This window comes from Moritella sp., assembly GCF_013215705.1.
Lineage (GTDB): Bacteria > Pseudomonadota > Gammaproteobacteria > Enterobacterales > Moritellaceae > Moritella.
This window is the reverse complement of the sequence record NZ_JABSQR010000035.1, coordinates 1-24,162: the sequence shown is the minus strand read 5'-3', so window position 1 is coordinate 24,162 and position 24,162 is coordinate 1. Positions and strand designations below refer to the sequence as shown.

Here is a 24,162-nt window from a genome sequence, read left to right as displayed (position 1 = left end):
TGTACTTATAGCCAAAAGTACTGAATAATAACGTCGTAATAACAAAAGAAATAGTCTACTAATTATGTATTTATTGTCCGCGATAGATAAGGTAAGGTTGAGCTCCAACATTACAATAAAAGTCTTTAAAAAGGCACTAAGAGCTTATTCCTATGCAAAGAAATTTGTTATCAGAACGTATTGAAACACTAATAGATCATCTTTCTTATGGTATTTATGAACGTCGAGATGCCATAAGATTATGTTTATTAGCTGCCTTGAGTGGCGAGAGTGTGTTTTTATTAGGCCCGCCTGGAATTGCGAAAAGCTTGATTGCTAAACGTATGAGTGAAATTTTTGAAGGTGAAAGTTACTTCGAATATTTAATGACACGTTTTTCAACACCTGAAGAGATATTTGGTCCGCTATCAATTAAAGCACTGAAAGATGAAGGTAAATATGTACGTCTCACTAAAGGTTATTTGCCTGAAGCGGAAGTTGTATTCCTGGATGAAATCTGGAAAGCGGGCCCCGCGATCTTAAATACCTTATTAACGGTGATCAATGAGCGGACCTTCCATAATGGTATCGATCATCAGAAAGTGCCAATGCGTGTTCTCGTTTCGGCATCGAATGAATTACCCAGTGCTGATTCTGGTTTAGAAGCGCTGTATGATCGTATGTTACTGCGTTTGTATTTAGAGCCTATCCAAGATAAACGTAATTTCAAAGCCATGTTAATTCAAAAACCTTTGTGCATAAACACGCAGAAATCGATGAAAGTCAGTAATGAAGAGTTTGAACTCTGGCAGCATGAGATTAATGAAGTACGTCTGAGTGAGCATTGTTTTGAAATAATTTACGAACTTAAATTATTTTTAGAGCAACGAAATACCAGCGGTGAGATGATTGCAGAGTCGGTGTATGTATCTGATCGACGTTGGAAAAAAGCAATGCGTCTGTTGCAAGCCTGTGCTTATTTTAATGGTCGTGATGAAGTTACCGAAACCGATCTATTTGTGCTTAAAGATTGTATTTGGCATGATCTGGAATCGCGTGACGTTATTATCGAAGCCACGCACCAATTTGCCAGTAAACGTTTTTGTGATCAAGATGAAGTTAACGCGGCGTTAGCAAGTATCAAGAATCGGTTGATTAAACTCGATACTGAGTTTATTGATCGCTTTGCCACTCGCTTAACTGCTGATGTGTTATTGACTAAATTACGTTATAAATTAGATCGTGAGTTCGTACGTACCTCGAGCCTGAATGGTATCCCTGGTTTATGTAAAATAGCCTTACTTGGCGAGTACGATGTATTAGAGCAGGGCTCAAAAGAAACGGCAAAATGGGTGCATGTTGGACTGGATGATTTTCAAAAACAGATCCGCAGAGGTTCTTGTTTAGTGAAAGGCTACGTGAATGATCATCGTAATGATGTGTGGTTAAACTTTTCTGTGGATGCTAATCAGCATTTGCAGGTCCAGAATTTTGCCAATAAGAGTATTCCCGTTGCCGTGATTGTCTCTGATGCCGCATTGAATATTGATGAGAACTGGTTACAACCTTTAGCTGAGATTGATAACGAGATCACGGCTATTGCGGATAAATTGAAAAAAAGCCAACACGAGTTTAGCTTAACCAATCATAATATTTTCGTCAGTGAGGACTTTATGGAGGATGTGGCAAGCAGCCTTGGCTCTTTATCATTAGAGCTAAATAACTTAGTGCAACGCAAAGCATCGCTATTAGACCGTTTGAATGCCATTGCGCATTTGTTTGAACAAGGCTAATTGGTATGGCTCATTCTCATAATCACAGTCCCGCTATTCAACAATTAGTTGATGATGCCTTGTTAGATATTACCGCCCATGATCGCGTAACCAGTGATATTAAGCTGGCGTACATTGATGATTGGAAGCAGCAGATCATGAACTTATTAGCGGATATGCCATTACCTGCTGGTTTGAGCAATGAAATTCATTTATGTGAAACAGCTCGTTTATTGAGTCCGAGCAACTTTAGAAATAAAATTGAAGGTATTTTAAGTAAGATAAAAGTCGAATCGGCATTTTATAATACCGGCTTAACTATCTATCAGCAAAACAGAAGTATGCCGGATAATGTGTTCTTTGCGGTATTTTTAGATAGTTGGCAGCAAGCCATTGAGTTACTGCTTTATCAAGCACAAAGCTGTTTAATTGAAGAGAAACGAGAGCAGTTACTGATTGAGTTAGCCGAACGTGAAGAAACCATTGAGCAGCTAGAAGATGTGCTTGATAGTGATCTGCTGTGCAATGGCGAGCGTTTATGGGATCTGGCGAAAGGTAAGTTGACCCATTTGGATACCAAATTACTGCAACGTTATGCGGTTAATTTACGTAAGAACAAAGATGTTAAAAAAATTGCCTCTGAGCTTGGACGTATGGCACTGGCGCACATTAATCCGGAAGAAACGCCAAACAGTTATGAAACCTGGGTATTGGATAATAGCTATCAAGATAATGTGCCAGATGATATGCAAGGCGTGACTTACAGTGATGAGATCTCACGAATGTTGCAAACCGAAGCTGTTAACTTAACGTTTCCTGAGTTAGAGATCATCTTTTATAAACGTTATATTGAGCGTCATTTATTAACTTATCAGTATCAAGGTGCACTGCAACAGTATAAAAAAGTAACCCAGTATCGTGATATTACCGATGCTGATGAGCAAACTGGCGGACCTTTTATTATTTGTGTTGATAGCTCAACATCGATGCAAGGTTTTCCTGAACTCACGGCTAAATCGATTTGTTATGCGTTATTACAGATCGCATTTGAACAACGGCGTCAATGCTACTTGATGATGTTCTCTAATGAGGTGATCACGTTTCCGGTTACCCAAAGTACCAGTCTATCAACCATGCTGACGTTCTTGTCATCCAGTTTTCGTGGTGGCACCGACTTGCAACCTGTCATTGAAAAATCATTGGAGTTGATGAGTTCGGCACAATATAAAAATGCTGATACCATCGTTATTTCTGATTTTATAGCGCAGAAATTACCAACCTATATTGCTGATAAAGTACGTGCAATTAAAGCGCAAAAAAATCGCTATCATGCTATTTCATTATCATCGCAAGGTAATCCAGAGTTAATGAAAATATTTGATCACGTTTGGCGTTATTCAGCCGGGCTAACAGGGCGGCTGAAGAAAGTGAAATAGTCGATGTTCCACGTGGAACATGATTAATGACATGGCCGTGTTTGTGGTGTCGTGAATGTTTACGTTGAAAAGAGTGTGGATAGTAAAAAGCCAACATCATCGATGCTGGCTTTTTATACGTAAGACTAATTTAAATTAACAGTTACTTCTGTAATAGAGAAATATCCGCTACATTTAAGAATTGGTTACGCAGTGTGTTTAGCAATGTTAAGCGATTAATCTTAAGCGCTTCATCATCAGCCATTACCATTACGTTATCGAAGAATGTATCTACAACGTCACGCAGTTCTGATAATTCTGTTAGTGCTTGTTGGTAATCACCAGCAGCAAATAATGGTGCTAGTAATTCAACTTTAGCGGCTACAGCAGAAGCTAATGCTTTTTCAGCATCTTCTTGCAGTAGTGAAGCATCAACAGTCGCGTTTAGTTCACCTTCAAATTTAGCCAGGATATTACCAACACGTTTGTTTGCTGCAGCTAATGTTGCAGAAGCATCTAAACTACGGAAGTGATTTACAGCTTTAACACGTTTATCAAAATCAGCAGGTTTAGTTGGGCGACGAGCAAGTACAGCTTGAATCACATCAACACTGATACCTGCATCTTTATACCATGCAGGAAAACGACCAAGCACGAATGCAACAACATCTGTTGATACGTTTTGGTTTGATAGTTTGTCACCGAATAATGCTTTTGCAGTATCCACTAAATCAACAAGATCTAAAGACAGGTCTTTTTCGATAATGATACGCAGTGTACCAATCGCGGCACGACGAAGTGCAAACGGGTCTTTATCACCTTTCGGGATCTGACCAATACCGAAGATACCAACCAGTGTATCCAGTTTGTCAGCAAGTGCTACTGAACAAGCAACTAATGATTCAGGTAGACGGTCACCAGCATAACGTGGCATGTACTGCTCGTTAAGTGCGATAGCTACTTCTTCTGCTTCACCGTCGTTACGTGCATAGTGCATGCCCATCACACCTTGCACGTCAGGGAATTCTACCACCATGTCTGACATTAAGTCAGCTTTAGCCAGTAGACCTGCGCGTTGTGCGTGTTCAGTATTGGCCGAAATCTTACCTGCAATCGCAGCGGCTAGATCTGAAATACGTTGTGATTTTTCTTTTAACGTACCCAACTGTTTTTGGAATATAACAGTTTCTAGATCAGCAAGACGACTTTCTAATGTGCGTTTCTTATCTGTGTTAAAGAAGAATTCAGCATCCGCTAGGCGAGGGCGTACAACTTTTTCGTTACCTTCAATTACTTGTCTCACATCTTTACTGATGATGTTTGAAACAAAGATAAATTTAGGTAAAAGCTCACCGTCTTTACTTAGCATTGGGAAGTACTTTTGGTTGTCTTTCATCGTATAGATCAAAGCTTCCGCTGGTACGTCTAGGTAACGTTCTTCAAAGTTACCTACTAATGTTACTGGCCATTCTACTAGAGACGTTACTTCTTCAAGTAGGGCTTCTTCGATTTCAGCAACGCCGCCGTGTTCTTCTGCAGCGGCAATAACTTGTTTACGAATAACATCTTTACGACGCTCGTAATCAACCATTACCATGCCGTGATCTTCAAGCATCTCAACATAGTTGTCAGCGTGTGGTAATTCAAAATCACCTTTACCTAGGAAGCGATGACCACGAATAGTTCGTGCCGCTTTAATACCTAAGATCTCACCTGCAAGCGCTTCATCACCAAATAACATCGTTACTGTATGTACTGGGCGGATGAATTGAATAGGGCTGCTACCCCAACGCATCGGCTTGCTTACTGGTAGTTTAGCTAATGCTGTTGCGACCATGTCTGCGACAAGCTCTTGCGTTGCTTGACCTTTAACTTCAGATTTATGCAGTAGCCATTCGCCTTTGTCGGTTTTAATTCGACCTGCTTGCTCAACAGTAATACCATTACCACGAGCCCAACCTTGCGCCGCTTTCGTTGCATTACCGTCGGCATCAAATGCCACAGAAACCGCAGGACCGCGTTTTTCGATTACTTTATCCGCTTGAGAGTCTGCAAGTGCTGTTACTGTTAACGCTAAACGGCGAGGTGCTGCCATCCAGCTAACGTCAGCAAATTCTAAACCGGCTTTTTTTAGTTCCGCTTGGAAGTTTGCAGCAAACGCTTCTGCTAATGTGCGTAACGATTTTGGTGGTAATTCTTCAGTACCAATCTCGATTAATAAATTTTCAGTTGCCATGCTACTTCCTATTTTTCTTTGTTGCATAACGGGAAGCCTAGCGCTTCACGAGATGCGTAATACGCTTGTGCAACACCTTTAGAAAGGGTACGGATACGTAGAATATAACGTTGACGTTCAGTCACTGAGATTGCATGGCGCGCATCTAGCATATTAAATGCATGGCCAGCATCAAGAATACGTTCGTATGCTGGTAGTGGTAGCGGCACTTCTAAATCTAGCAGCTTTTGCGCTTCTTTTTCACTTTCATCAAAGAGAGTAAATAGGAAATCAACATTGGCATGCTCGAAGTTGTAAGTTGACTGTTCAACTTCATTTTGGTGGAAAATGTCACCGTATTTAACGGTACCCAGTGGACCATCAGTCCATACTAGGTCATAGACGCTGTCTACTTCTTGGATATACATCGCAAGACGTTCAAGCCCATAAGTCATTTCACCGGTAACCGGTTTACACTCAATACCACCAACTGCTTGGAAGTAGGTAAACTGCGATACTTCCATACCGTTTAGCCAGATTTCCCAACCCAGACCCCAGGCGCCCAATGTTGGGTTTTCCCAGTTATCTTCAACGAAGCGAATATCGTGAACTAATGGATCAAGACCCACTTCTTTCAGTGAATCCAAATACAATTCTTGGATGTTTGCTGGCGATGGTTTAAGCACTACTTGAAATTGGTAGTAGTGTTGTAAACGGTTTGGGTTTTCACCATAACGGCCATCGGTAGGACGACGTGATGGTTGAACATAAGCAAATGCCATTGGCTCTGGCCCTAATGAACGTAAAAACGTCATTGGGTGAGAGGTGCCGGCACCTACTTCCATATCGAATGGTTGTACAATCGCACAACCTTGGCGAGCCCAGTAATCCTGCAGCGCTAGGATCAGCCCTTGAAAAGTTTTAACATTATATTTTGACATGATATCTGCACAATAAAGCAAAGAAATAATCATCAAAGTATACCTGCTGCGCAGATATGAATATAGGATAAATTACAATATTTGGTCTTGTTAGGGTAGTTTTTTCAGGTATTTGAACTTGCTTTGCTAGGCTTAGTGAGAAAAGTGGGGCGGGTATAAGAGGTACGCGAATATGCCAGGGCGATACTCGCGTGTTTAGATGGGCTAGCTTACGCCTTTTCTAATCAGATATTGATACGGCAGTTGCTCTGTTTGACTGGCCACTAAGGTGTGATCCATAAACTGACAAAAGCTGGGAATATCACGCACAGTCGCTGGGTCGTCAGCAATAATTAATAACGTTTGACCTTCATCGAGTTTTCTTACTGTTTTTCGTACCATCATCACCGGTTCTGGACAGCGTAAACCAAGGGCATCTAGTTCATGTTCTGGATTTGAAAATAATGGATTCATCAGGTTTCTCTATGTGGTCAATATACGTAAATAGACTAATATTAATGAGTGAACGTAATTATGTATTGGTAAATTATGGTTATGTTGTTAAATTGTTAATAACTGTGTGACATTTATCTTGCACCGTTAAGTAACCATCAACAAGGAGTGTGTATGTTACTACAAGCCAGTGGCAGACTAAAAGTATATTCTTCAATCGCCTTTTTTTCTTTATTAATCATACTTATGGAAGTGCCTATTGCCGATACCGGTACTTGGCTCGGGGTCTTAAGCATTGTTGGGATCGCCGTTTGGGTCGAATTAAGTGATTATTTTGTCGAAGAAGACAATACTGAAAATAAAGCCGAAAAAATCAAACATGACGACGATAACAAGTAAAAATAGCAGAGGGTACATCGCCCTCTGTGTTGTTATCTAGCCCTTCTAATTTTCTCTCTTGTCATGGTAAAACTTCAATTGTTATCTAAGCTTAATTCTACTATCTGTTTATTGGAGTTGATTATGAAAGGTAATACCAAGGTTATCACCACCCTTAATGGATTGTTGCACAATGAATTAGCGGCAATTGATCAATACTTTACGCATTCCCGTATGTATCAGGATTGGGGATTAGAAAAATTATATGAACGTATTAACCATGAAATGCAAGAAGAGATCACCCATGCTGATGCGCTAATTAAACGTATTTTATTTCTTGAGGGAACGCCAAATTTAAAAGATCGCCGAGATTTATTAATCGGCAGTGATGTGCCGACTATGCTGGCGAATGATCTGGTGCTGGAAATGGAAGTTGTTGGTGCTTTACGTGCCGGTATTAAAGTATGTGAAGAGGAAGGTGATTATCAAACCAGGGAAGTATTGTTGCCATTACTGGCGGATACTGAAGAAGATCATGTTTACTGGTTAGAACAACAGCTGGGATTGATTAAGAAAATTAATTTATCCAATTATATCCAATCACATATGGGCAGTTAATTATTATCATTACCACGTCTATCGTATTATGACATTCATCGTTCAGGAGTCGGTTATGCAAGGCAATAAAAATATCCTCATGTTATTAAATAAGGCGCTAGGTTGTAAGCTGGTTGCGATCAATCAATATTTCTTACATGCCAGAATGTATAAAAATTGGGGCTTGGAGGGGTTGGATAAAGCGGATTACAAGCAGTCAATTTTAAAGATGAAGCAAGCGGATAAGTTAATTAATCGTATTTTGTTCTTGCAAGGGCTGCCGAATCTACAGGACTTAGGTCGTTTGGCTATCGGCGAAGAGGCCGTTGAAATGTTGCAGCTGAATATTGAGCTAGAGTTGAGTATTCGCGTTGTATTGCAAAATTTGATTGAAGAATGTGAAAAAAATAATGACTTTGTCAGTCGTGATATCGCCACTGAGATCTTAGAAGAAGTGGAAGAGCAAATTGACTGGATTGAAAGTCAGCAATATCTGATCGGTCATGAGGGAATAGATAACTATTTACAATCTAAAATGTAGCTAGGCAACCAGTGGCTGTTGTTGCGCTTGTTTGATTAAGGTCTGATTTAAGATCTTTTTCGCACATTGGCAGCACTTGCCACACTGACTACCGATACCAAGCTCTCCGCTTAATTTTTTCATTGTGTTAGCACCGTCATCAATACTTTTAATCATCTGCTTATCGGTAATACCGCGACAAATACATACGTACATAAATAACCACTCTGAGCTTGAATTAACGCTGATACTAATATGAATGAGAATGATTATCAAGTCGCTAAACGGCAAAAACTTTGGCTTTTACCATGTCTCGATATTGTTTTGGAGCCATATCAAAGTGTTGCTGGAATTTTTTGTTGAAATAATAAGTGTCACGAAAACCCACTTGTTCGGCGACATCACACATAGTAAGGCCAAAGTCGCGTAATAATACTTGTGCGGTCTCTAATCTCAGGGTTAACAGAAACTGGTTTGGGGTTTGTCCTACTTGTTCTTTGAAGCGGCGATTGAAAGTACGTAGCGGTAATTGACACACATCGGCCACTATTTGATTGGTGATCACCTTGGCCATATTACGTTGCATCCAGTCTTGTGCGAGGGCAATGGACTCATCGAATTGCACTTGGCCGCCAACTTGATAAAAAGGTTGTTGTTGAGTGCGTGATATTTCATGGGAAAAATGATTTTCAATCACGCTGGCGATCTTCTTGCCAAACATTTCATTAATTAAAAATAACATCATTTCGGATTGAGAGTTAATACTGCCTGCACAATACAAGCCATTTGCCGCGGTGATTGAGGCTTGACGATTGAGTTTTACTTGTGGGTATTGTTGACTAAATTGATCGTAAAAATACCAGTGTGTTGTTGCTGGTAAGCCATCAAGCAAACCAGCTTCGGCTAACCAACAAACCCCGGTACCTGTCGATAATATTTTCGCCCCCTTGTTATATTGTTGGTGTAACCAAGGAATGATTTCTGGATGTTTAATTATTGATACTAAAGGGTTTCCCCACATCGGAGGGAAGATGACCAAATCAAAGTCTTGTTCGCAAGAAAAAGTGAGATCGGGTTGTAAGCGTAATCCTGCGGTGAGTGATTTAGCCTCTAAAGTGGTCGAAATTAATTTTATTTCGAGTGGATCTTGATGTTGGGTTTTTCGATCGCGTAAGCGTGACGCGCCGGATAGCATTTCTGCGGCTAAGGAGATCCCGGTAACTAACGCTTTATCATAAAGTACGAATCCAATTTTCACATCAAGGTCCTATGTGTGGTATTTAAACTTAGTATATCTATTTGTTTATGGTTCTGCGTCTGGTTTTTATAGGCTAAAAATCTGCACTGGCACGTTAGTCAGGGTTATTGGCACAGTTGAAAGTGTATTGTTAGTATAACTTGCTAGACTATCAAGCAATAGCTGAGATTCGAATTGAGATGTAATAAAATGGCAAAGTTAGCGTTAATTGTTGGTTTAGGTGGGATAAATGCAGCTGGACGTAGTTCTGGTTTCCACAGTTATAAGCGTTTAGTGTGTGATGTCCTGAAAGAAGATGTCATGGCCAGTACCTGGCAAGATCTCGCACAGCGTATGGGATTAGATACGAACGATATTAATGCTGATATTATTGCCCAAATTAAAGCGGGTACCTTAGTACGCCGTACCACTACGTTTGATCCAGACGCGGTACCTTTTCAGCGTAAAGCTAAATTAGCACCTGGTGCTGAGTCAATTACATTTCAATTAAAAAAATCAAAATTACCACAAACTATTCCGGCTAATTGGTCACTTACCGACGTTGATAATAAAACCGTTGAAGTTGTTGTCGACGGTGATTTTGAGGTGTTGATTAATGACACCATCACTTACCCGGTATCAAGTGCCGGTAATATTCCAACGGGCTTTGATTTAGATAAGTTATACAATTCACGTTCGCACCCTCGTGGTTTGAAGCTAACAGTATATGGTGCATCTGATGCACTTAATTCACTGGGCATTGATTGGGATGATATTCTCAAATTAATTAATCCTGATGAAGTCTCTGTGTACGCGGGAAGTGCACTCGGCCAAGTCGATGAAAATTCATTTGCCGGTATGTTATCTGCTTATTTTAAAGGCGGTCGGGTTAGTACCAAAATGATGGCGATGGCGTTAGCTGAAATGCCTGCAGACTTCATTAATAGTTATGTGATCAACAGTGCTGGGACTACTGGCACCAACATGGGGGCTTGTGCGAGTTTCTTATATAACTTGCGTCAAGGCATGTTAGACATTCAGTCTGGTAAAGCAAGAGTCGCTATCATTGGTAACGCTGAAGCTCCAGTTGAAACCGGAGTGATGGAAGGCTTCCGTGTCATGGGCGCGTTAGCAGAAGATGAGCAGTTAAAAGCATTGGATAACAGTGATACTGTTGATAACCGCCGCGCCTGTCGCCCATTTTCAGCGAATGCCGGTTTTACCATGGCAGAGTCAGCACAGTTTGTGGTATTGATGGATGATGAACTGGCTTTAGAGTTAGGCGTGTCTATTTATGGTTCTGTTGCCGATGTGTTTATTAATGCCGATGCGAATAAAAAATCAATTTCAGCGCCGGGTATTGGTAATTATGTGACAGTAGCAAAAGCAACTGCACTCGCTAAAGCCATTTTAGGTGAGGCGGGTTTACAGCATACTTTTGTCCAAGCTCACGGTACCGGAACTCCACAAAATCGGGTAACGGAAAGTCATATCCTAAGTCAAGTCGCGACCAGCTTTAATATTAAAAACTGGCCTGTGACAGCGATCAAATCTTATATTGGTCATTCCATGGGCGCCGCGGCGGGCGATCAACTTATGGCGTCGTTGGGTGTGTGGCAATACGGCTGGATCCCGGGGATTAAAACCATTGACCATATTGCCGATGACGTACATCAACAAAATCTACACATCTTAACCGACCATCAATTTGTTGGCGATAAAGGTCACAAGATGAAAGCGGTGATCTTAAATGCGAAAGGTTTTGGTGGTAATAATGCCAGTGGTTTGGTGTTATCTCCTCAGCAAACACTAACCATGCTCACCGCTAAATACGGTGCGTCAGTAGTAAGTGCTTACCAGGAGAAAAATGATCAGGTTCAAAAAGTGGCTCAAGCTAATGATAACAAAGCTTGTTTTGGCGATGAAAATATTCGTTATGAATTTGGTAATGCGGTGATTGACGAAAGCGGCGTGAATATCACGACTGAGGAAGTACGTTTACAAGGCTTTGTAAACGCCATTAAGTTAGTGCAAGATAATCCGTATCACGATTATATATAGCTAATAGGCTTATGACCCTTGCACGCTAAATACGTGCAGGGGTCTCGGTAACAAGATTCATTTCATCTGCCATAATCTGTAACTCTTCAGTAATTTCTGCTATCTGTTTCAGCTTCTGGATTAATAACAGCGTATGTTTATGATCATCATTTTCATAACGTTGGAGTAACTCCTCGAGTTCACTAATATAAAAATTATGGTCATTGACGGGTGACAAAATAGTGCTTTTGGTTTGTGTTAACGCCCGGGTAATCATTTGCTCCACTAAGCGTAAATCTTGCTGTAATCTTGTATCAATCATTTTATTTCTGTGTACGCCTAATGCCGACAGTGCCGATAGCATGGCATGATTACGACGAGAAATATCATACACATGATTGAGCTTATGGCGTTTATCGCTGGGTTCAACCTGCATGTCTTTCCAAGAGGCGGTCAAGTAGCTATCCGCAACATAGGCTTTACGGCGTGCCACTCGATACGGTAATCCATTGTTTTTCCCTGAGACATATTGATTGATGATCTCATGAAAGTAAGTCTGATTAGCGGTGATCGCTTCGACCAAATATTTAGGGAATTGCTTATATTGCCAGTTAGGTAGAACTAACTTAGCCAGTAAGTAGGCAATACTACAACCGGTTAAGGTATCGATGATGCGTGGCATCGTGACAGCATAACCTTGCTGATAAAGCACGTTGAATGCCAATAAAACCAGCAAGGTAATATAGGTAACGGCTCTGCTGTAATTTTGACGTAAATAATAAAAGAACAGGAATGCCGATATCGCTAATAAAAATAACTGGCTACGCTCTGTTGGAAACAGGTATAACAAGGTTGCACCTATGATGATGCCCATTAGCGTACCGGAAATACGCTGTTTTAATTTGACTCGCGTCGCACTGTAACTGGGCTGTAGTACAAATAGTGTGGTTAATACCACCCAATAACCATGTAGTTCAGAGACAAAAATAATCCCTATCCCCAATGCGATGCCGATGGTTAAGCGGATCGCATGGCGAAATACCGGGCTCGATAAGTGCAACGCGTTACCTAATCGTTGTTTTATCGATAGGCGTTCACGTGGTGCCATGACTAAGAATTCATACTCACTTGTGGGCTCACTGTTAATTAATAGCTCATCAGCCTTGCGTAAATTACGAAGCAATAATTTCAGTGGACCAAACAACTGCCATTGCACTGATTTTTCTAATGTCAGTAATTCTTGTTTTAAAATCGCCAATGACCAAGTCAGGCCGTGATCGTGTGCATAAGTTTGCTTGTATAATGTTGCGTTACCGCGTTGCGTACAAGCGCTGGCCAGTTGCTTTAATACCTGTTCAAAACCATTAATAATCAAATCATTATTTAAATCACGTTTAAGTGAATCATAATGAAAATGGCTAGATGTCATTTTTTCATGCAGTTCTTGGGCTTCTTGGTAGAGGTGGATCAAGTGCTGGAGTTCATGGGATAGGTTTTTACTCCCCATATGATAATCAATGTTGGTACGACATGCGGTCATGGCATTAACGATATTAATATTTAACGTCGATAAAGTATGGCGAATGGTTTTATGATCATGTTTTGTTTGTGAGAAAAATTTGGATTTTTCTTGTTGGTATGAACCTAATGAAAAATAAATTTCGGCCAATTGTTCTCTGATCGGGTTATATAAAGTGACCTTAAGCAGCACTGTTGAGATAATAAAATACCAAGCTGCACCAACAATGAGGAGTAGAGAGTAAGGATTAAATTCGACTTCAGTCGTGAGTATCACTGCTGATTCAGCATCATGGCTCAAGCCTAACATGGTGTAAACCGCAATCATCAAGGTGGCAAAACTGATGCTGACATAGCGTTTACCTAAGGAACCGAGAATGATGATCGAAAAACTAAATAAGCAGCTGCCAATTAAAAAAAACAGCGGGTAAGGGAACAGCTGGCTGACTAATAATGATGATAAGGTAAAACAAACAAGCGTTAATAAGCTATTAATCATGCGCTGTTTGATGCTGTCATCACCTTCTGAAATAACCGCTGCCACAATACCGAGCACGGCGGTAACTGATAATTCAGAAAGTTCCAGCACATACCCTGGGATCAATAAGGTGATGGAGGCTAAGAATGCTTTTAGCGCAATAAAAAAATTACTGTTGGCGGTTAAATAAGTTAGCTTTCGCCATGGCTGTAGCATGTGTGATGAGTCCTTTATAAAAATGTTACTGTGCTGCTTTAATGGCATTGACTAGTTGTACTACTGCCGCTTGATTGGTAATGCTTTTATCATAAATAAAATTACTGATAACCCGTGTTATTGCTAATTGCACATAGGTTGTCGTTGCCATGGCCTGAGAAAAAGTCGGCACTAATGTATTGTCTCGGGTTGCTTGTTGATAATCTTGATATGCTTGCTGTGTACAGGCATTAAAATTACCTTTATCTGTGGATTCAATAATCGGCAGTGAACCTTTTTTGGCGTTAAAATCACGCTGTAATGCTGGTGTTAATATGATACTCGCTAGGGTGTTTTGCGCTTGCTTTACTTCTGATGATACACTTTTTAATTTAAAAAAAGCAAAACTATCAACATTATAGCTAAATGTACCTGCAGTGCCAGGGAAAGGGATACAGCGGATCTTGGTGTTTAATTGCTGTTTTTCTTGGAGTAATTTACCTGCGACCCAATCACCCATAATTTGTATTGCCGCTTTATCTTCAATCAAGAGTTTAGTGGATTGTTCCCAAGTTCTATTTTTGGCATTGTCGTCGATGAATAACGATATAGTGCGCAATTTAGCAAAGGCTCGGACCATTGCTGGTGATGCCAATACTTGTGGATTAAGTTCGACAAAAGCCTGTTTATATTGCTCCGCGCCTAAAATTGATAAACTGATCGACTCAAACAATATTGCATCCGCCCAAGGTTCAGAGGTATGGGCTATCGGTAAGTAACCGGCGACTTTAAGCTGTGGTAATGCGGTGATCAGCTCTGCGAGATCGCGAGGAATGGCAATATTGGCTTTGTTAAAAATTGTTGCATTGAACCATAACCAATTAATACGATGAATATTAATCGGCACTGCCACGTAATGCCCTTGGTATTTCATCACTGGCTTAATAAATTCTGGGAGCTTGGCATCCCATTGTTCTTGTTTGGCAATATCGTCAAGCGAGGTCAGAAATCCTAATTTAGCCCATTCTTGAATATTGTGCCCCTTAATTAAAGCGGCTGTCGGTGGATTCCCCGAGACCGCTCGCGAACGTAATACCGTTAACGCGCTGTTACCACCGCCACCTTTAATGGCAAAATCGAGCCAGGTATTGTCGGTTTCTTCGACTTTATTTTGTAGTTCGCTGAGCGCATCAAGTTCACCACCGGATGTCCACCAATGGAGTACTTCTACTTGGCTTGCGGTGGCAGAAAACGTGAATAAACTACTCAATAATATAAATAATGGTGAGATGTTATTACTCATTGTGGTATTCATGACGTTACTCGTGATGAGGGTTTGTGTGGGAGTCGTAAGATCACTTTTAATCCTGAATTTTCTCTATTGTGTAAGGTTAATGTGCCGCCATGGGCGCTGGCGATATTGCGGGCAATGCTTAAGCCTAAACCTGAGCCGTCCGTGTCGGTGGCGATCCGTGTATAGGGCGTGAATATCTCTTCTAACATATCTTCAGGAATACCAGGGCCGGAATCAATGAGACAGATGACGATATGCTCTTGCTGTTGTTCGACGGTCAGGTGTAAGAAGTCGCCATATTTTATCGCGTTTTCAACAAGGTTAGTTAAGCAGCGTTTTATCGCAAGCGGTTTTCCATGATAGTGAATGGCAACTTCGGGAAATTCAAAGGTGACTTTTTCTTCATCGTGGTTATGGTAGTCGGTGATTTCATACAATAATTCTTGGATATCAATCAGGGTATTGTTTTCGTGGATATCGGTATCTTTGACACACTGTAGCGCGCCTTTAACCATCATCTCTAATTGGTCGAGATCCTTATTGAATTTCGCGGTTTTTACATCGTCATTGAGTAATTCGGCCCGTAAGCGTAATCGCGTGATGGGGGTTTTTAAGTCGTGAGAGATAGAACGAAATAAACGCTCACGATCGTCAATATAACGTTTTATGCGCAAATGCATACGGTTAAATGCTTTAGTGGCAATCACTAATTCCGATGCACCTTTTTCTTCAAGCAGAGGCTGGTCCAAATCTTGGCTTAATGTCGCTGCTGCTGCGGCAAGTTTTTTTAGTGGTTTAGTTTGCCAGCGCACTAATACGTAGATCATCCACATTAAATTAGCTGTGATCAAAAAGATAAAAAACACCTGCTCATTATTCACGATACTATCGTCAAGAGAAACATAAGGGGCGGGGAGTAACGCGGCGATATACAACCATTCATCTGGTGCTAACATCATTTGTATTACTAATACGGGGGGATTAAGTGGCTCGAAGGTGAGAGAGTAATGTGCCCATGATTTTGGCAGCTCAGACAGTAAGGTATCGTTATTGAGTACATGCAGATTTTTGGGGTGAGAAAAATCCGTTTTAATCACGATATTATTACCCAGTTTATCACCTAGCACACGTCGAAACTCATCGAGTACGACGCGTTTCATTTCGCTGTTGGCAACGGGAACGATATTAATTTCGACCTCATTTAATGATACAAAATAGCGGCTGCCACCAAAATCGCGTAATTGTTCTAAAACAATATGACGATATTGCAAGGGTAATGAGTTAAAGAAGGTGGCGGTAGAGGCGATGTTGTGCGCCATACTCTCTGCGGTATTTTTTAAGCCTTCAAGTTCTTGGTCTTTACTGAAATTATACCAAATACTGGTTGAAATTAACTGCGCTGTGGCGATGGATAACAGCGTCAGTAATAACATTCTCGAGACTAAAGAGCTGGGTAGCAGGCGGTAAATATGCTCTTTAATCGTCATAAGAGACTTCGGTGATCAACACATAACCGCGTCCGCGAATAGTTTTAATCAAGGTCGGACTTTTACTGTTATCGCCTAGTTTTTGACGTAAACGACTCAGTTGAATATCGATGCCTCGCTCAAGGGGCAGCGCTTCTCGACCGCGGGTCGCATCCGAAAGGGCATCCCGACTCAGTACTTGATTCGGGTTAGTCACAAACAGTTTCAGCATATTGAATTCACTGCCTGACAGTTCTGTTGTTGCGTTATCATGTTGATTAATTAATTGGCGGGTTAGTGTATCAAGCTTCCAATGCGCAAAAATAAAATAACGACCTTGGGTTGGTTTGGTATAACTTGAACGGCGTAATAAGGCTTTGATGCGCGCCAGTAACTCTCGCGGGCTAAACGGTTTAGCCATGTAATCATCAGCGCCAATTTCTAAGCCGACAATGCGATCCGCTTCATCAGAATTTGCCGTCAACATGATGATAGGTACTTGTGAGGTTCGGCGAATTTTTTGGCATAAGGTAAAGCCATCATCACCAGGCATCATTACATCTAAGACAATCAGATCGGGCGTATTGGTGGCCAAGACGCGTTGCATTTCTTTGCCTTCACCGGCTGTCAGCACTGAAAACCCAGCTTGAGCGAGATATTCACTGAGTAATTCTTTGATCTCAACATCATCATCAACGACTAATATTTGTTTTTTTGTGCTCATGCCCAGTCCATTATTTACATTGCCAATGTGTATTGAACCGCTTGGAGGGGAAAATTTCAAGAAGAAGATAAAAAAAAGCCAACTATCGTCATAGTTGGCTTGATATAGATTAACTAACCGTATGTTTTATACAGTGGTTTTTAGTCTTCGATACGCTCAAAGATAGTCGCGATACCTTGACCAAGACCGATACACATAGTCGCTAGACCATATCTGCCGCCTTGAACTTCAAGTTCATTCACTAACGTAGTCGAGATACGTGAACCTGAACAACCTAGTGGGTGACCTAATGAGATTGCGCCACCGTTAAGGTTAACCTTCGTATCAACAACATCTTCTAAGCCAAGATCTTTAACACAAGGTAAAGATTGGGCTGCGAATGCTTCGTTTAATTCGAATACATCGATATCGTCAATGGTTAGACCGGCACGTTTAAGTGCTTTCTTCGTTGCTGGTACTGGACCGTAACCCATGATTGATGGATCACAACCTGCGACAGCCATTGACACAATTCTTGCACGTGGCTTAAGACCCAGTTCTTTGGCTTTGTCAGCAGACATAAGTAACATCGCTGAAGCACCATCTGATAATGCCGATGACGTACCCGCTGTTACGGTACCGTTTACTGGATCAAATACTGGGCGTAAACCGGCGAGACTTTCCATTGTTGTTTCTGGACGAATTACTTCATCGAAATCATACAATTTTAATACGCCGTCAGCATCGTGACCTTCGATAGGCAGAATTTCACGTTTGAAACGACCTGAAACAGTCGCTGCTTGTGCTAATTTGTGTGAACGAACAGCAAATGCATCTTGTTGTTCACGGGTAATGCCATGCATTTTACCTAACATTTCAGCAGTAAGGCCCATCATACCCGCTGCTTTCGCAGTCGACTTAGCCAGACCCACGTGGAAATCTACCCCGTGGTTCATCGGTACATGACCCATGTGTTCAACACCACCAATGATCATGACGTCACCGTCGCCCATCGCGATTGCACGTGTTGCATCATGGATAGCTTGCATTGATGAACCACATAGACGGTTAACAGTTGTCGCGCCTGCTGTGATTGGGATACCAGCAAGTAATGAAGCATTACGGGCGATATTAAAACCTTGCTCTAGCGTTTGCTGAACACAGCCCCAGTAAACATCTTCGATGTCATTTGGATCGACTTTAGGGTTACGATCAAGTAAACCTTTCATTAATTTTGCAGATAGATCTTCAGCACGAACGTGACGGAATGCACCGGCTTTAGAACGACCCATAGGTGTACGTAGGCAATCGATTACAACTACATCTCTCATTTTATTATCCTCTCGTTCGTGTCTTAGTAAAAAGTTTTGCCGTCAGCTGCGCGTTGACGCAAGCCATCAGTTACTTGGTAAAGTGGTCCTAAATCAGCAAATGAATCTGCTAATTCAATGTATTTATCTAGACCCATAGTGTCTAGATAACGGAACACACCGCCACGGAATGGAGGGAAACCAATACCATAGATAAGTGCCATATCAGCATCACCTGGCGTAGCAACAATACCTTCTTCAAGACAACGAACAACTTCGTTAATCATTGGGATCATGCAGCGAGCAATAATGTCATCTTTCGAGAAGTCAGCTTTTTCGCTGGCAACTTCAGCAAGCAGCTCGTAGCTTTTTGGATCCGGTGTTTTCTGCATGCGACCACGACGGTCTTTCGCGTAAGAGTAGAAACCAACACCATTCTTTTGTCCATAACGCGTTGCTTCGAACATCACATCGATAGAATCTTTGCCTGTTTTAGCCATACGCTCTGGGAAACCTTCAGCCATAACCGCTGCTGCATGGTGACCTGTATCAATACCAACAACGTCGAGTAGGTATGCTGGACCCATTGGCCAACCGAATTGTTTTTCCATTACTTTATCGACAGCCACAAAATCAGCGCCATCAGCGATGAGTTTTGAGAAACCGAAGAAGTATGGGAATAATACGCGGTTAACGAAGAAACCTGGGCAGTCGTTTACAACGATAGGCGTTTTGCCCATTTTCGCTGCGTAAGCAACGGTTGTCGCAATTGTTTCATCAGATGATTTCTCACCTCGGATGATTTCTACCAGTGGCATTTTGTGTACTGGGTTGAAGAAGTGCATACCACAGAACTGTTCAGGGCGTTTTAAGTTCTTCGCTAGTACGTTAATTGGAATAGTCGACGTATTTGAAGTGATGACCGTGTCTGCACTGACGTTATCTTCCAATTCAGCTAATACAGCGGCTTTAATTTTCGGGTTTTCAACAACTGCTTCAACGATAATGTCAGCTTCATCAATTGAGTTATAGCTGAGTGTCGGAGTGATTGAAGAAATAACTTTCGCCAGTTTAGTGCCGTCAATACGACCACGCTTAAGTTGCGTTGTTAATAAACCAGACGCTGTCGCCATTCCTAGGTCAAGCGCTGCATCATTGATATCTTTCATGATAACCGGCGTGCCTTTAACCGCTGATTGGTAAGCGATACCGCCCCCCATGATACCAGCGCCAAGTACAGCTGCTTTATTTGTTACTTTGCCGGCTTTTGCTGCTTTCTTCGCGCCCGCTTTTAATGCTTGGTCACTTAAGAATAAGCCAACTAATGCTTGTGCGGCATCTGTTTTAGCAAGTTTAATGAATGTTGCTGCTTCGACACCAAGTGCACCAGTACGGTCCATTCTTGCTGCTGCTTCAATCGTCTTCACTGCTGCAGTAGGTGCTGGGTAATGTTTACCTGCTTTCGCGTATACCATGCCTAGTGCAGTAGAGAAGCTCATTGTAGCTTCAATTTTATTTAAACCTAATGGTGCTTGTTTTTGCGCACGACGTGATTGCCAGTCAAGTTTTCCTGCAATCGCATCTTTAACCATTGATAGTGCTGCATCACGTAATTTTTCAGGTGCGACAACCGCATCTACAGTGCCAAATTTAAGGGCTGCAAGTGCTTTATAATCTTTACCTGTTGTGATCCATTCAACTGCATTATCTGCACCGATCAGACGTGGTAAACGTACTGTACCACCGAAACCAGGCATGATACCTAATTTAGTTTCAGGTAAACCTATACGTGCGGTGGTGTCTGCTACACGGAAATCGGTAGCAAGAATTGCTTCACAACCACCACCAAGTGCATGACCGTTAACGGCTGAAATTGTTGGATAAGGCAGGTCTTCAATGGCATTGAATACTGCATTTGCTTGTTCCAACCAACCTAATAATTCTGCGTCAGGTAGTTTAAACAGCTCAAGGAATTCAGTGATATCAGCGCCAACGATGAATGCACCTTTGCCTGATGTTTGAATTAATCCTTTAATGTCTGAATTAGTCTGTAATACTTTTACAGCTTCAGTTAATGCTTGTAATGTTGCTTGATCAAATTTATTAACAGGGCCTTTCGCGTCATATTTTAATTCTGCGATGCCATCTTCTAATAGAGTGACCGAGAGTTGTTCGGCTTGGTAAATCATTACATTTCTCCTTGCTAAAGCGATGGTGATCATCAGCTCCGTTTGCTATTTACCAGCTATGTAGGGTACTGGTTGCTCTCATTCTGTCGATAATCTAACAATATTTCAACACTTATTTTAAACGACTGTTTAACTTTTGCTTGCTAGGGATGTAATGAACTAATCCGTAAGTAGTATTAATAACGCTGGGCGGGTGTGAGGGGTATGGTAGTGAAATAACTTATTTAGCTTTTAAACTGGTGTCTGGTACTTATTTTAAGGTTTAATTTAGTGTTTAATGTTTTAATTTGGTTATTACTTGGTTTTATTTGCTGTAAAGTGTTCGGCTTACAACTGTTTTTAATTGTTGGATGTTTGTTGCTGAAGATTTAATGAAAATAAATTGACCATCACTTAACTTTTAAAAATTGTGATACTGAACCTGCTATTATCAACAAGCATATAACAGTAGAATGGTGGTTAGCATCTTTAAAGTAGAATATACACAGGATAGAAATGACAGCTAATAGCCCCTATTTTGTTTTAGAACAGTCATATGAATATACCGAAGAAATAAAAAAAAGCCGTTTTATCACTTATCTTACGCCGACCAAAGGACGTCAAGCAGCTGAGCAATTTGTGCGAGATATTAAAGCACAACACCCGAGTGCACGACATCATTGCTGGGCATTTGTTGCCGGTAGACCGAGTGATGGGCAGCAATATGGCTTTAGTGATGACGGTGAACCTTCTGGTACTGCGGGTAAACCGATACTAAATTGTTTACTCGGTAGTGATATTGGTGAGATGACTGCTGTTGTTGTGCGTTATTATGGCGGTATCAAATTGGGTACCGGTGGATTAGTTCGTGCCTATGCAGGCGGTGTACAGCAAGTATTAAAGTTAATTGAACCGATTGAATGCCTTATATATGAAGAACTTCACTTAACTTGTGATTATGCTCAAATAGCTGCAATAGAGAGTTTGTTTTCAGTATATAATGGTAAATTAAAGCATGCCGAATATGGTGCGCAAGTCGTCATGCAGCTTGATGTTGATGCAAGACATATTCAAGCCTTTATTACGGCGGTACGAAACAAAACCAATGGCCAAGTTAATGTCAAAGTGGTCGATTAATATTTAGGGATAAAAATAATAATGCAATTCAGGGCAATTTTAAGAATTGTTGGGATATTAGTTACCATCTTTAGTGTAACCATGATATTCCCCGCACTGATCGCGGCAATATACAAGGATGGTGGTGGTCTTGTCTTCATTAACTCCTTTGCTTTTTGTGTCACGTTAGGCAGTATCGTATGGTACAAAAACCGCAATTATAAAAAAGAATTAAAAGCCAAAGATGGTTTCTTGATTGTGGTTTTGTTTTGGACGGTACTGGGAAGTGTTGGTGCGTTACCCTTTATTCTTTCCGAACAACCAAATCTCAGTGTCGCTGGTGCATTCTTTGAATCTTTCTCTGGTTTAACTACGACAGGTGCAACCGTTATTGTTGGACTTGATGAATTGCCTAAAGCCTTGTTGTTTTATCGCCAGTTTCTACAATGGTTAGGTGGTATGGGTATCATTGTACTTGCTGTTGCCGTGTTACCGGTTTTAGGTATTGGAGGTATGCAGCTTTATCGCGCTGAAACTCCAGGCCCAGTCAAAGACTCCAAGATGACCCCTCGTATTGCTGAGACTGCTAAAGCGCTTTGGTACATATATTTATGCCTTACGGTTGTTTGCGCAATGGCATTTTGGCTGGCTGGGATGACGATGTTTGATGCTATTTCTCATAGTTTCTCAACTATTGCCATCGGTGGTTTCTCTACTCATGACAGCAGTATGGGGCATTTTGATAGTCCAGTTATTAATTTGATCACTGTGGTGTTCTTAATTATTGCTGGCATGAATTTTTCGCTACATTTTGCGGCTTTCTCGATTAAAGGTTTTAAACCTGGTTCTTATTTTCATGACATTGAATTACGGGCGTTTTTATTCGTACAATTGACACTTGTAGCTATTTGCTTCTCTATTCTATTAGCTAAAGGTGTTTACGATTCACCTGAAATGGCATTAGATAAAGCCTTATTTCAAGCCGTGTCTATTTCGACGACGGCTGGGTTTACGACGACCAGTTTTCAAGATTGGCCATTATTTTTACCTGTACTGTTAGTATTCTCAAGCTTTATTGGTGGTTGTGCCGGTTCTACCGGTGGTGGTATGAAGGTTGTTCGTATCGTATTACTTTATTTACAAGGTATGCGTGAAATGAAACGCTTGGTTCATCCGCGTGCCGTATACAAGATTAAGTTAGGTAAAAAAGTATTGCCTGATCGTGTTATCGATGCTGTTTGGGGGTTCTTTTCAGCCTATGCATTGGTGTTTGTCATTTGTATGCTGGCATTGATCGCAACTGGGATGGATGAGTTATCGGCATTTTCTGCAGTTGTCGCAACATTGAATAATTTAGGACCTGGTCTTGGTCAGGTTGCGGTGCATTTTGGTGATGTGAATGATAGCGCTAAATGGATTTTAGTTGTTGCGATGTTATTTGGTCGTTTAGAAATTTTTACTTTGTTAATTTTATTTACTCCAGCTTTCTGGCGTAGTTAAGTGGAACCTAATAATGAAAAAGATGTTAGTACTGTATTCTACTGTAGATGGTCAAACGCTTAAGATAATTAAAGCTATCGAAGAGGTTATTAGCAATCAGTATACTTGTGAAATCATGAGTATTGATGAATGCCTGCATATCGATATGGCTATTTTTGATAAAGTGGTTATCGGTGCATCGGTTCGCTATGGCCACTTGAATAAAAAGCTCTATCAATTTATAGCAGCCAATAAAGCACAACTGGAAGCCAAAGATAATAGTTTCTTCTGTGTTAATTTAACGGCAAGAAAAGCAGAAAAGAATACCCCTGAAACAAATGCGTATATGCAGGCATTTTTAGAAAAGTCGAGCTGGGTACCCAAGCAGCAAGCTGTATTTGCTGGTGCGCTATTATATTCAAAATATAACTGGTGGCAGACACTCATTATTCAACTGATTATGAAAATAACTGGGGGTAGTACGGATAAAACCAATGATATTGAGTTTACTGACTGGGATAAAGTGAAGTCGTTTGCAAAAAAATTATAGGTTTGCTTGCTTATATATAGCTATTTCTAAACGCTTAGTATTAAATTCAACCTGAGGGTGTTGGTAAATTATCCATGTCATTGTATTTTTAATTCTTTGTCATGAAATACTTGCCTCTCGACTCGTTTTACCTATAATGGCACCTCACTGATACGGCAAACGTCGCTCAGTAAGGTGTTTAAAAACAACTTAGGTTGCTTTTAAACGTCCTGAATAAAGCATGTAATATATGCTTGACTTCGAATCTGGTTTGCGTAGAATACGCAGCCTGACTAAGACGAAAGACGTCAAGGTCAACGCTCTTTAACAATTTATTCAAGCAATCTGTGTGAGCACTTGCAGAGATATAATGACCAAAT

Annotated in this window: 20 protein-coding genes; 9 read left to right on the top strand and 11 right to left on the bottom strand. The window is 41.0% G+C overall.

Features of this window, described 5'->3' with window-relative positions; translation table 11 throughout:
* Window positions 1-152 precede the first annotated feature (152 nt).
* A complete protein-coding gene (locus HRT96_RS19165; RefSeq protein ID WP_293159855.1) occupies window positions 153-1,772 on the top strand; it encodes an AAA family ATPase in 1,620 nt (539 codons plus the stop codon).
* 5 nt (window positions 1,773-1,777) lie between these two features.
* Entirely contained in the window at window positions 1,778-3,187 is a 1,410-nt protein-coding gene (locus HRT96_RS19160; protein ID WP_293159853.1) for a hypothetical protein, read from the top strand.
* A gap of 142 nt (window positions 3,188-3,329) precedes the next feature.
* Here HRT96_RS19160 and glyS read toward each other — a convergent pair whose 3' ends face one another.
* The 3 genes from glyS to tusA form a co-directional block, all read right to left on the bottom strand.
* Window positions 3,330-5,402 (bottom strand): glycine--tRNA ligase subunit beta, encoded by a 2,073-nt coding sequence (glyS, locus tag HRT96_RS19155; protein ID WP_293159851.1) that lies wholly within the window; start codon window positions 5,400-5,402, stop codon window positions 3,330-3,332.
* An 8-nt stretch (window positions 5,403-5,410) separates the two neighbouring features.
* Window positions 5,411-6,325, bottom strand: a complete 915-nt coding sequence (glyQ, locus tag HRT96_RS19150) for a glycine--tRNA ligase subunit alpha (RefSeq protein WP_232286628.1) — start codon at window positions 6,323-6,325, stop codon at window positions 5,411-5,413.
* Between the two features lie 201 nt (window positions 6,326-6,526).
* Window positions 6,527-6,775 carry a sulfurtransferase TusA gene (tusA, locus tag HRT96_RS19145; protein WP_293159849.1) on the bottom strand — a complete coding sequence of 83 codons (249 nt, stop codon included), beginning with the start codon at window positions 6,773-6,775 and terminating at the stop codon, window positions 6,527-6,529.
* A gap of 153 nt (window positions 6,776-6,928) precedes the next feature.
* Between tusA and HRT96_RS19140 the strand changes: the two genes are divergently transcribed.
* The 3 genes from HRT96_RS19140 (at window position 6,929) to bfr (HRT96_RS19130) (ending at window position 8,270) form a co-directional block, all read left to right on the top strand.
* Window positions 6,929-7,153 carry a hypothetical protein gene (locus HRT96_RS19140; protein WP_293159847.1) on the top strand — a complete coding sequence of 75 codons (225 nt, stop codon included), beginning with the start codon at window positions 6,929-6,931 and terminating at the stop codon, window positions 7,151-7,153.
* Between the two features lie 123 nt (window positions 7,154-7,276).
* Window positions 7,277-7,750, top strand: coding sequence for a bacterioferritin (gene bfr / locus HRT96_RS19135; protein WP_293159846.1), 474 nt, complete (start codon window positions 7,277-7,279; stop codon window positions 7,748-7,750).
* 55 nt (window positions 7,751-7,805) lie between these two features.
* Window positions 7,806-8,270: a bacterioferritin gene (gene bfr, locus HRT96_RS19130; RefSeq protein WP_043994985.1), complete on the top strand. Its 465-nt coding sequence runs from the start codon at window positions 7,806-7,808 to the stop codon at window positions 8,268-8,270.
* On the opposite strand, the gene HRT96_RS19125 is transcribed toward bfr (HRT96_RS19130), so the two are convergent.
* Both HRT96_RS19125 and HRT96_RS19120 read right to left on the bottom strand, forming a co-directional pair.
* Window positions 8,271-8,465, bottom strand: coding sequence for a (2Fe-2S)-binding protein (locus tag HRT96_RS19125; protein ID WP_006034386.1), 195 nt, complete (start codon window positions 8,463-8,465; stop codon window positions 8,271-8,273). It lies immediately after the preceding gene.
* A 64-nt stretch (window positions 8,466-8,529) separates the two neighbouring features.
* Window positions 8,530-9,507: a helix-turn-helix domain-containing protein gene (locus tag HRT96_RS19120; RefSeq protein WP_293159843.1), complete on the bottom strand. Its 978-nt coding sequence runs from the start codon at window positions 9,505-9,507 to the stop codon at window positions 8,530-8,532.
* A gap of 189 nt (window positions 9,508-9,696) precedes the next feature.
* On the opposite strand from HRT96_RS19120, the gene HRT96_RS19115 reads away from it, so the two are divergent.
* A complete protein-coding gene (locus HRT96_RS19115) occupies window positions 9,697-11,547 on the top strand; it encodes a beta-ketoacyl synthase (protein WP_293159841.1) in 1,851 nt (616 codons plus the stop codon).
* Between the two features lie 25 nt (window positions 11,548-11,572).
* On the opposite strand, the gene yccS is transcribed toward HRT96_RS19115, so the two are convergent.
* The 6 genes from yccS to fadB form a co-directional block, all read right to left on the bottom strand.
* Window positions 11,573-13,738, bottom strand: a complete 2,166-nt coding sequence (yccS, locus tag HRT96_RS19110) for a YccS family putative transporter (RefSeq protein ID WP_293159839.1) — start codon at window positions 13,736-13,738, stop codon at window positions 11,573-11,575.
* 25 nt (window positions 13,739-13,763) lie between these two features.
* Window positions 13,764-15,020 carry an ABC transporter substrate-binding protein gene (locus HRT96_RS19105; protein ID WP_293159837.1) on the bottom strand — a complete coding sequence of 419 codons (1,257 nt, stop codon included), beginning with the start codon at window positions 15,018-15,020 and terminating at the stop codon, window positions 13,764-13,766.
* Window positions 15,021-15,028: 8 nt separating this feature from the next.
* Window positions 15,029-16,498, bottom strand: a complete 1,470-nt coding sequence (locus HRT96_RS19100) for an ATP-binding protein (protein WP_293159835.1) — start codon at window positions 16,496-16,498, stop codon at window positions 15,029-15,031.
* A complete protein-coding gene (locus tag HRT96_RS19095) occupies window positions 16,488-17,201 on the bottom strand; it encodes a response regulator (RefSeq protein WP_293129161.1) in 714 nt (237 codons plus the stop codon). Before HRT96_RS19095 ends, HRT96_RS19100 begins: the two co-directional genes overlap by 11 nt.
* A 140-nt stretch (window positions 17,202-17,341) precedes the next feature.
* Complete coding sequence (fadA, locus tag HRT96_RS19090) at window positions 17,342-18,511, bottom strand: acetyl-CoA C-acyltransferase FadA (RefSeq protein ID WP_006034379.1); 1,170 nt, start codon at window positions 18,509-18,511, stop codon at window positions 17,342-17,344.
* Window positions 18,512-18,534: 23 nt separating this feature from the next.
* Entirely contained in the window at window positions 18,535-20,679 is a 2,145-nt protein-coding gene (gene fadB, locus HRT96_RS19085) for a fatty acid oxidation complex subunit alpha FadB (RefSeq protein WP_293148728.1), read from the bottom strand.
* Between the two features lie 495 nt (window positions 20,680-21,174).
* Here fadB and HRT96_RS19080 point away from each other — a divergent pair, with 495 nt between their 5' ends.
* Genes HRT96_RS19080 through hemG form a run of 3 tightly spaced genes read left to right on the top strand, consistent with a single transcriptional unit; the run spans window position 21,175 to window position 23,803 of the window.
* Complete coding sequence (locus HRT96_RS19080; RefSeq protein WP_293159832.1) at window positions 21,175-21,795, top strand: YigZ family protein; 621 nt, start codon at window positions 21,175-21,177, stop codon at window positions 21,793-21,795.
* A gap of 21 nt (window positions 21,796-21,816) precedes the next feature.
* Window positions 21,817-23,274 carry a TrkH family potassium uptake protein gene (locus HRT96_RS19075; RefSeq protein WP_293159830.1) on the top strand — a complete coding sequence of 486 codons (1,458 nt, stop codon included), beginning with the start codon at window positions 21,817-21,819 and terminating at the stop codon, window positions 23,272-23,274.
* A gap of 13 nt (window positions 23,275-23,287) precedes the next feature.
* Window positions 23,288-23,803 (top strand): menaquinone-dependent protoporphyrinogen IX dehydrogenase, encoded by a 516-nt coding sequence (gene hemG / locus HRT96_RS19070; RefSeq protein WP_293159828.1) that lies wholly within the window; start codon window positions 23,288-23,290, stop codon window positions 23,801-23,803.
* Window positions 23,804-24,162: the final 359 nt, after the last annotated feature.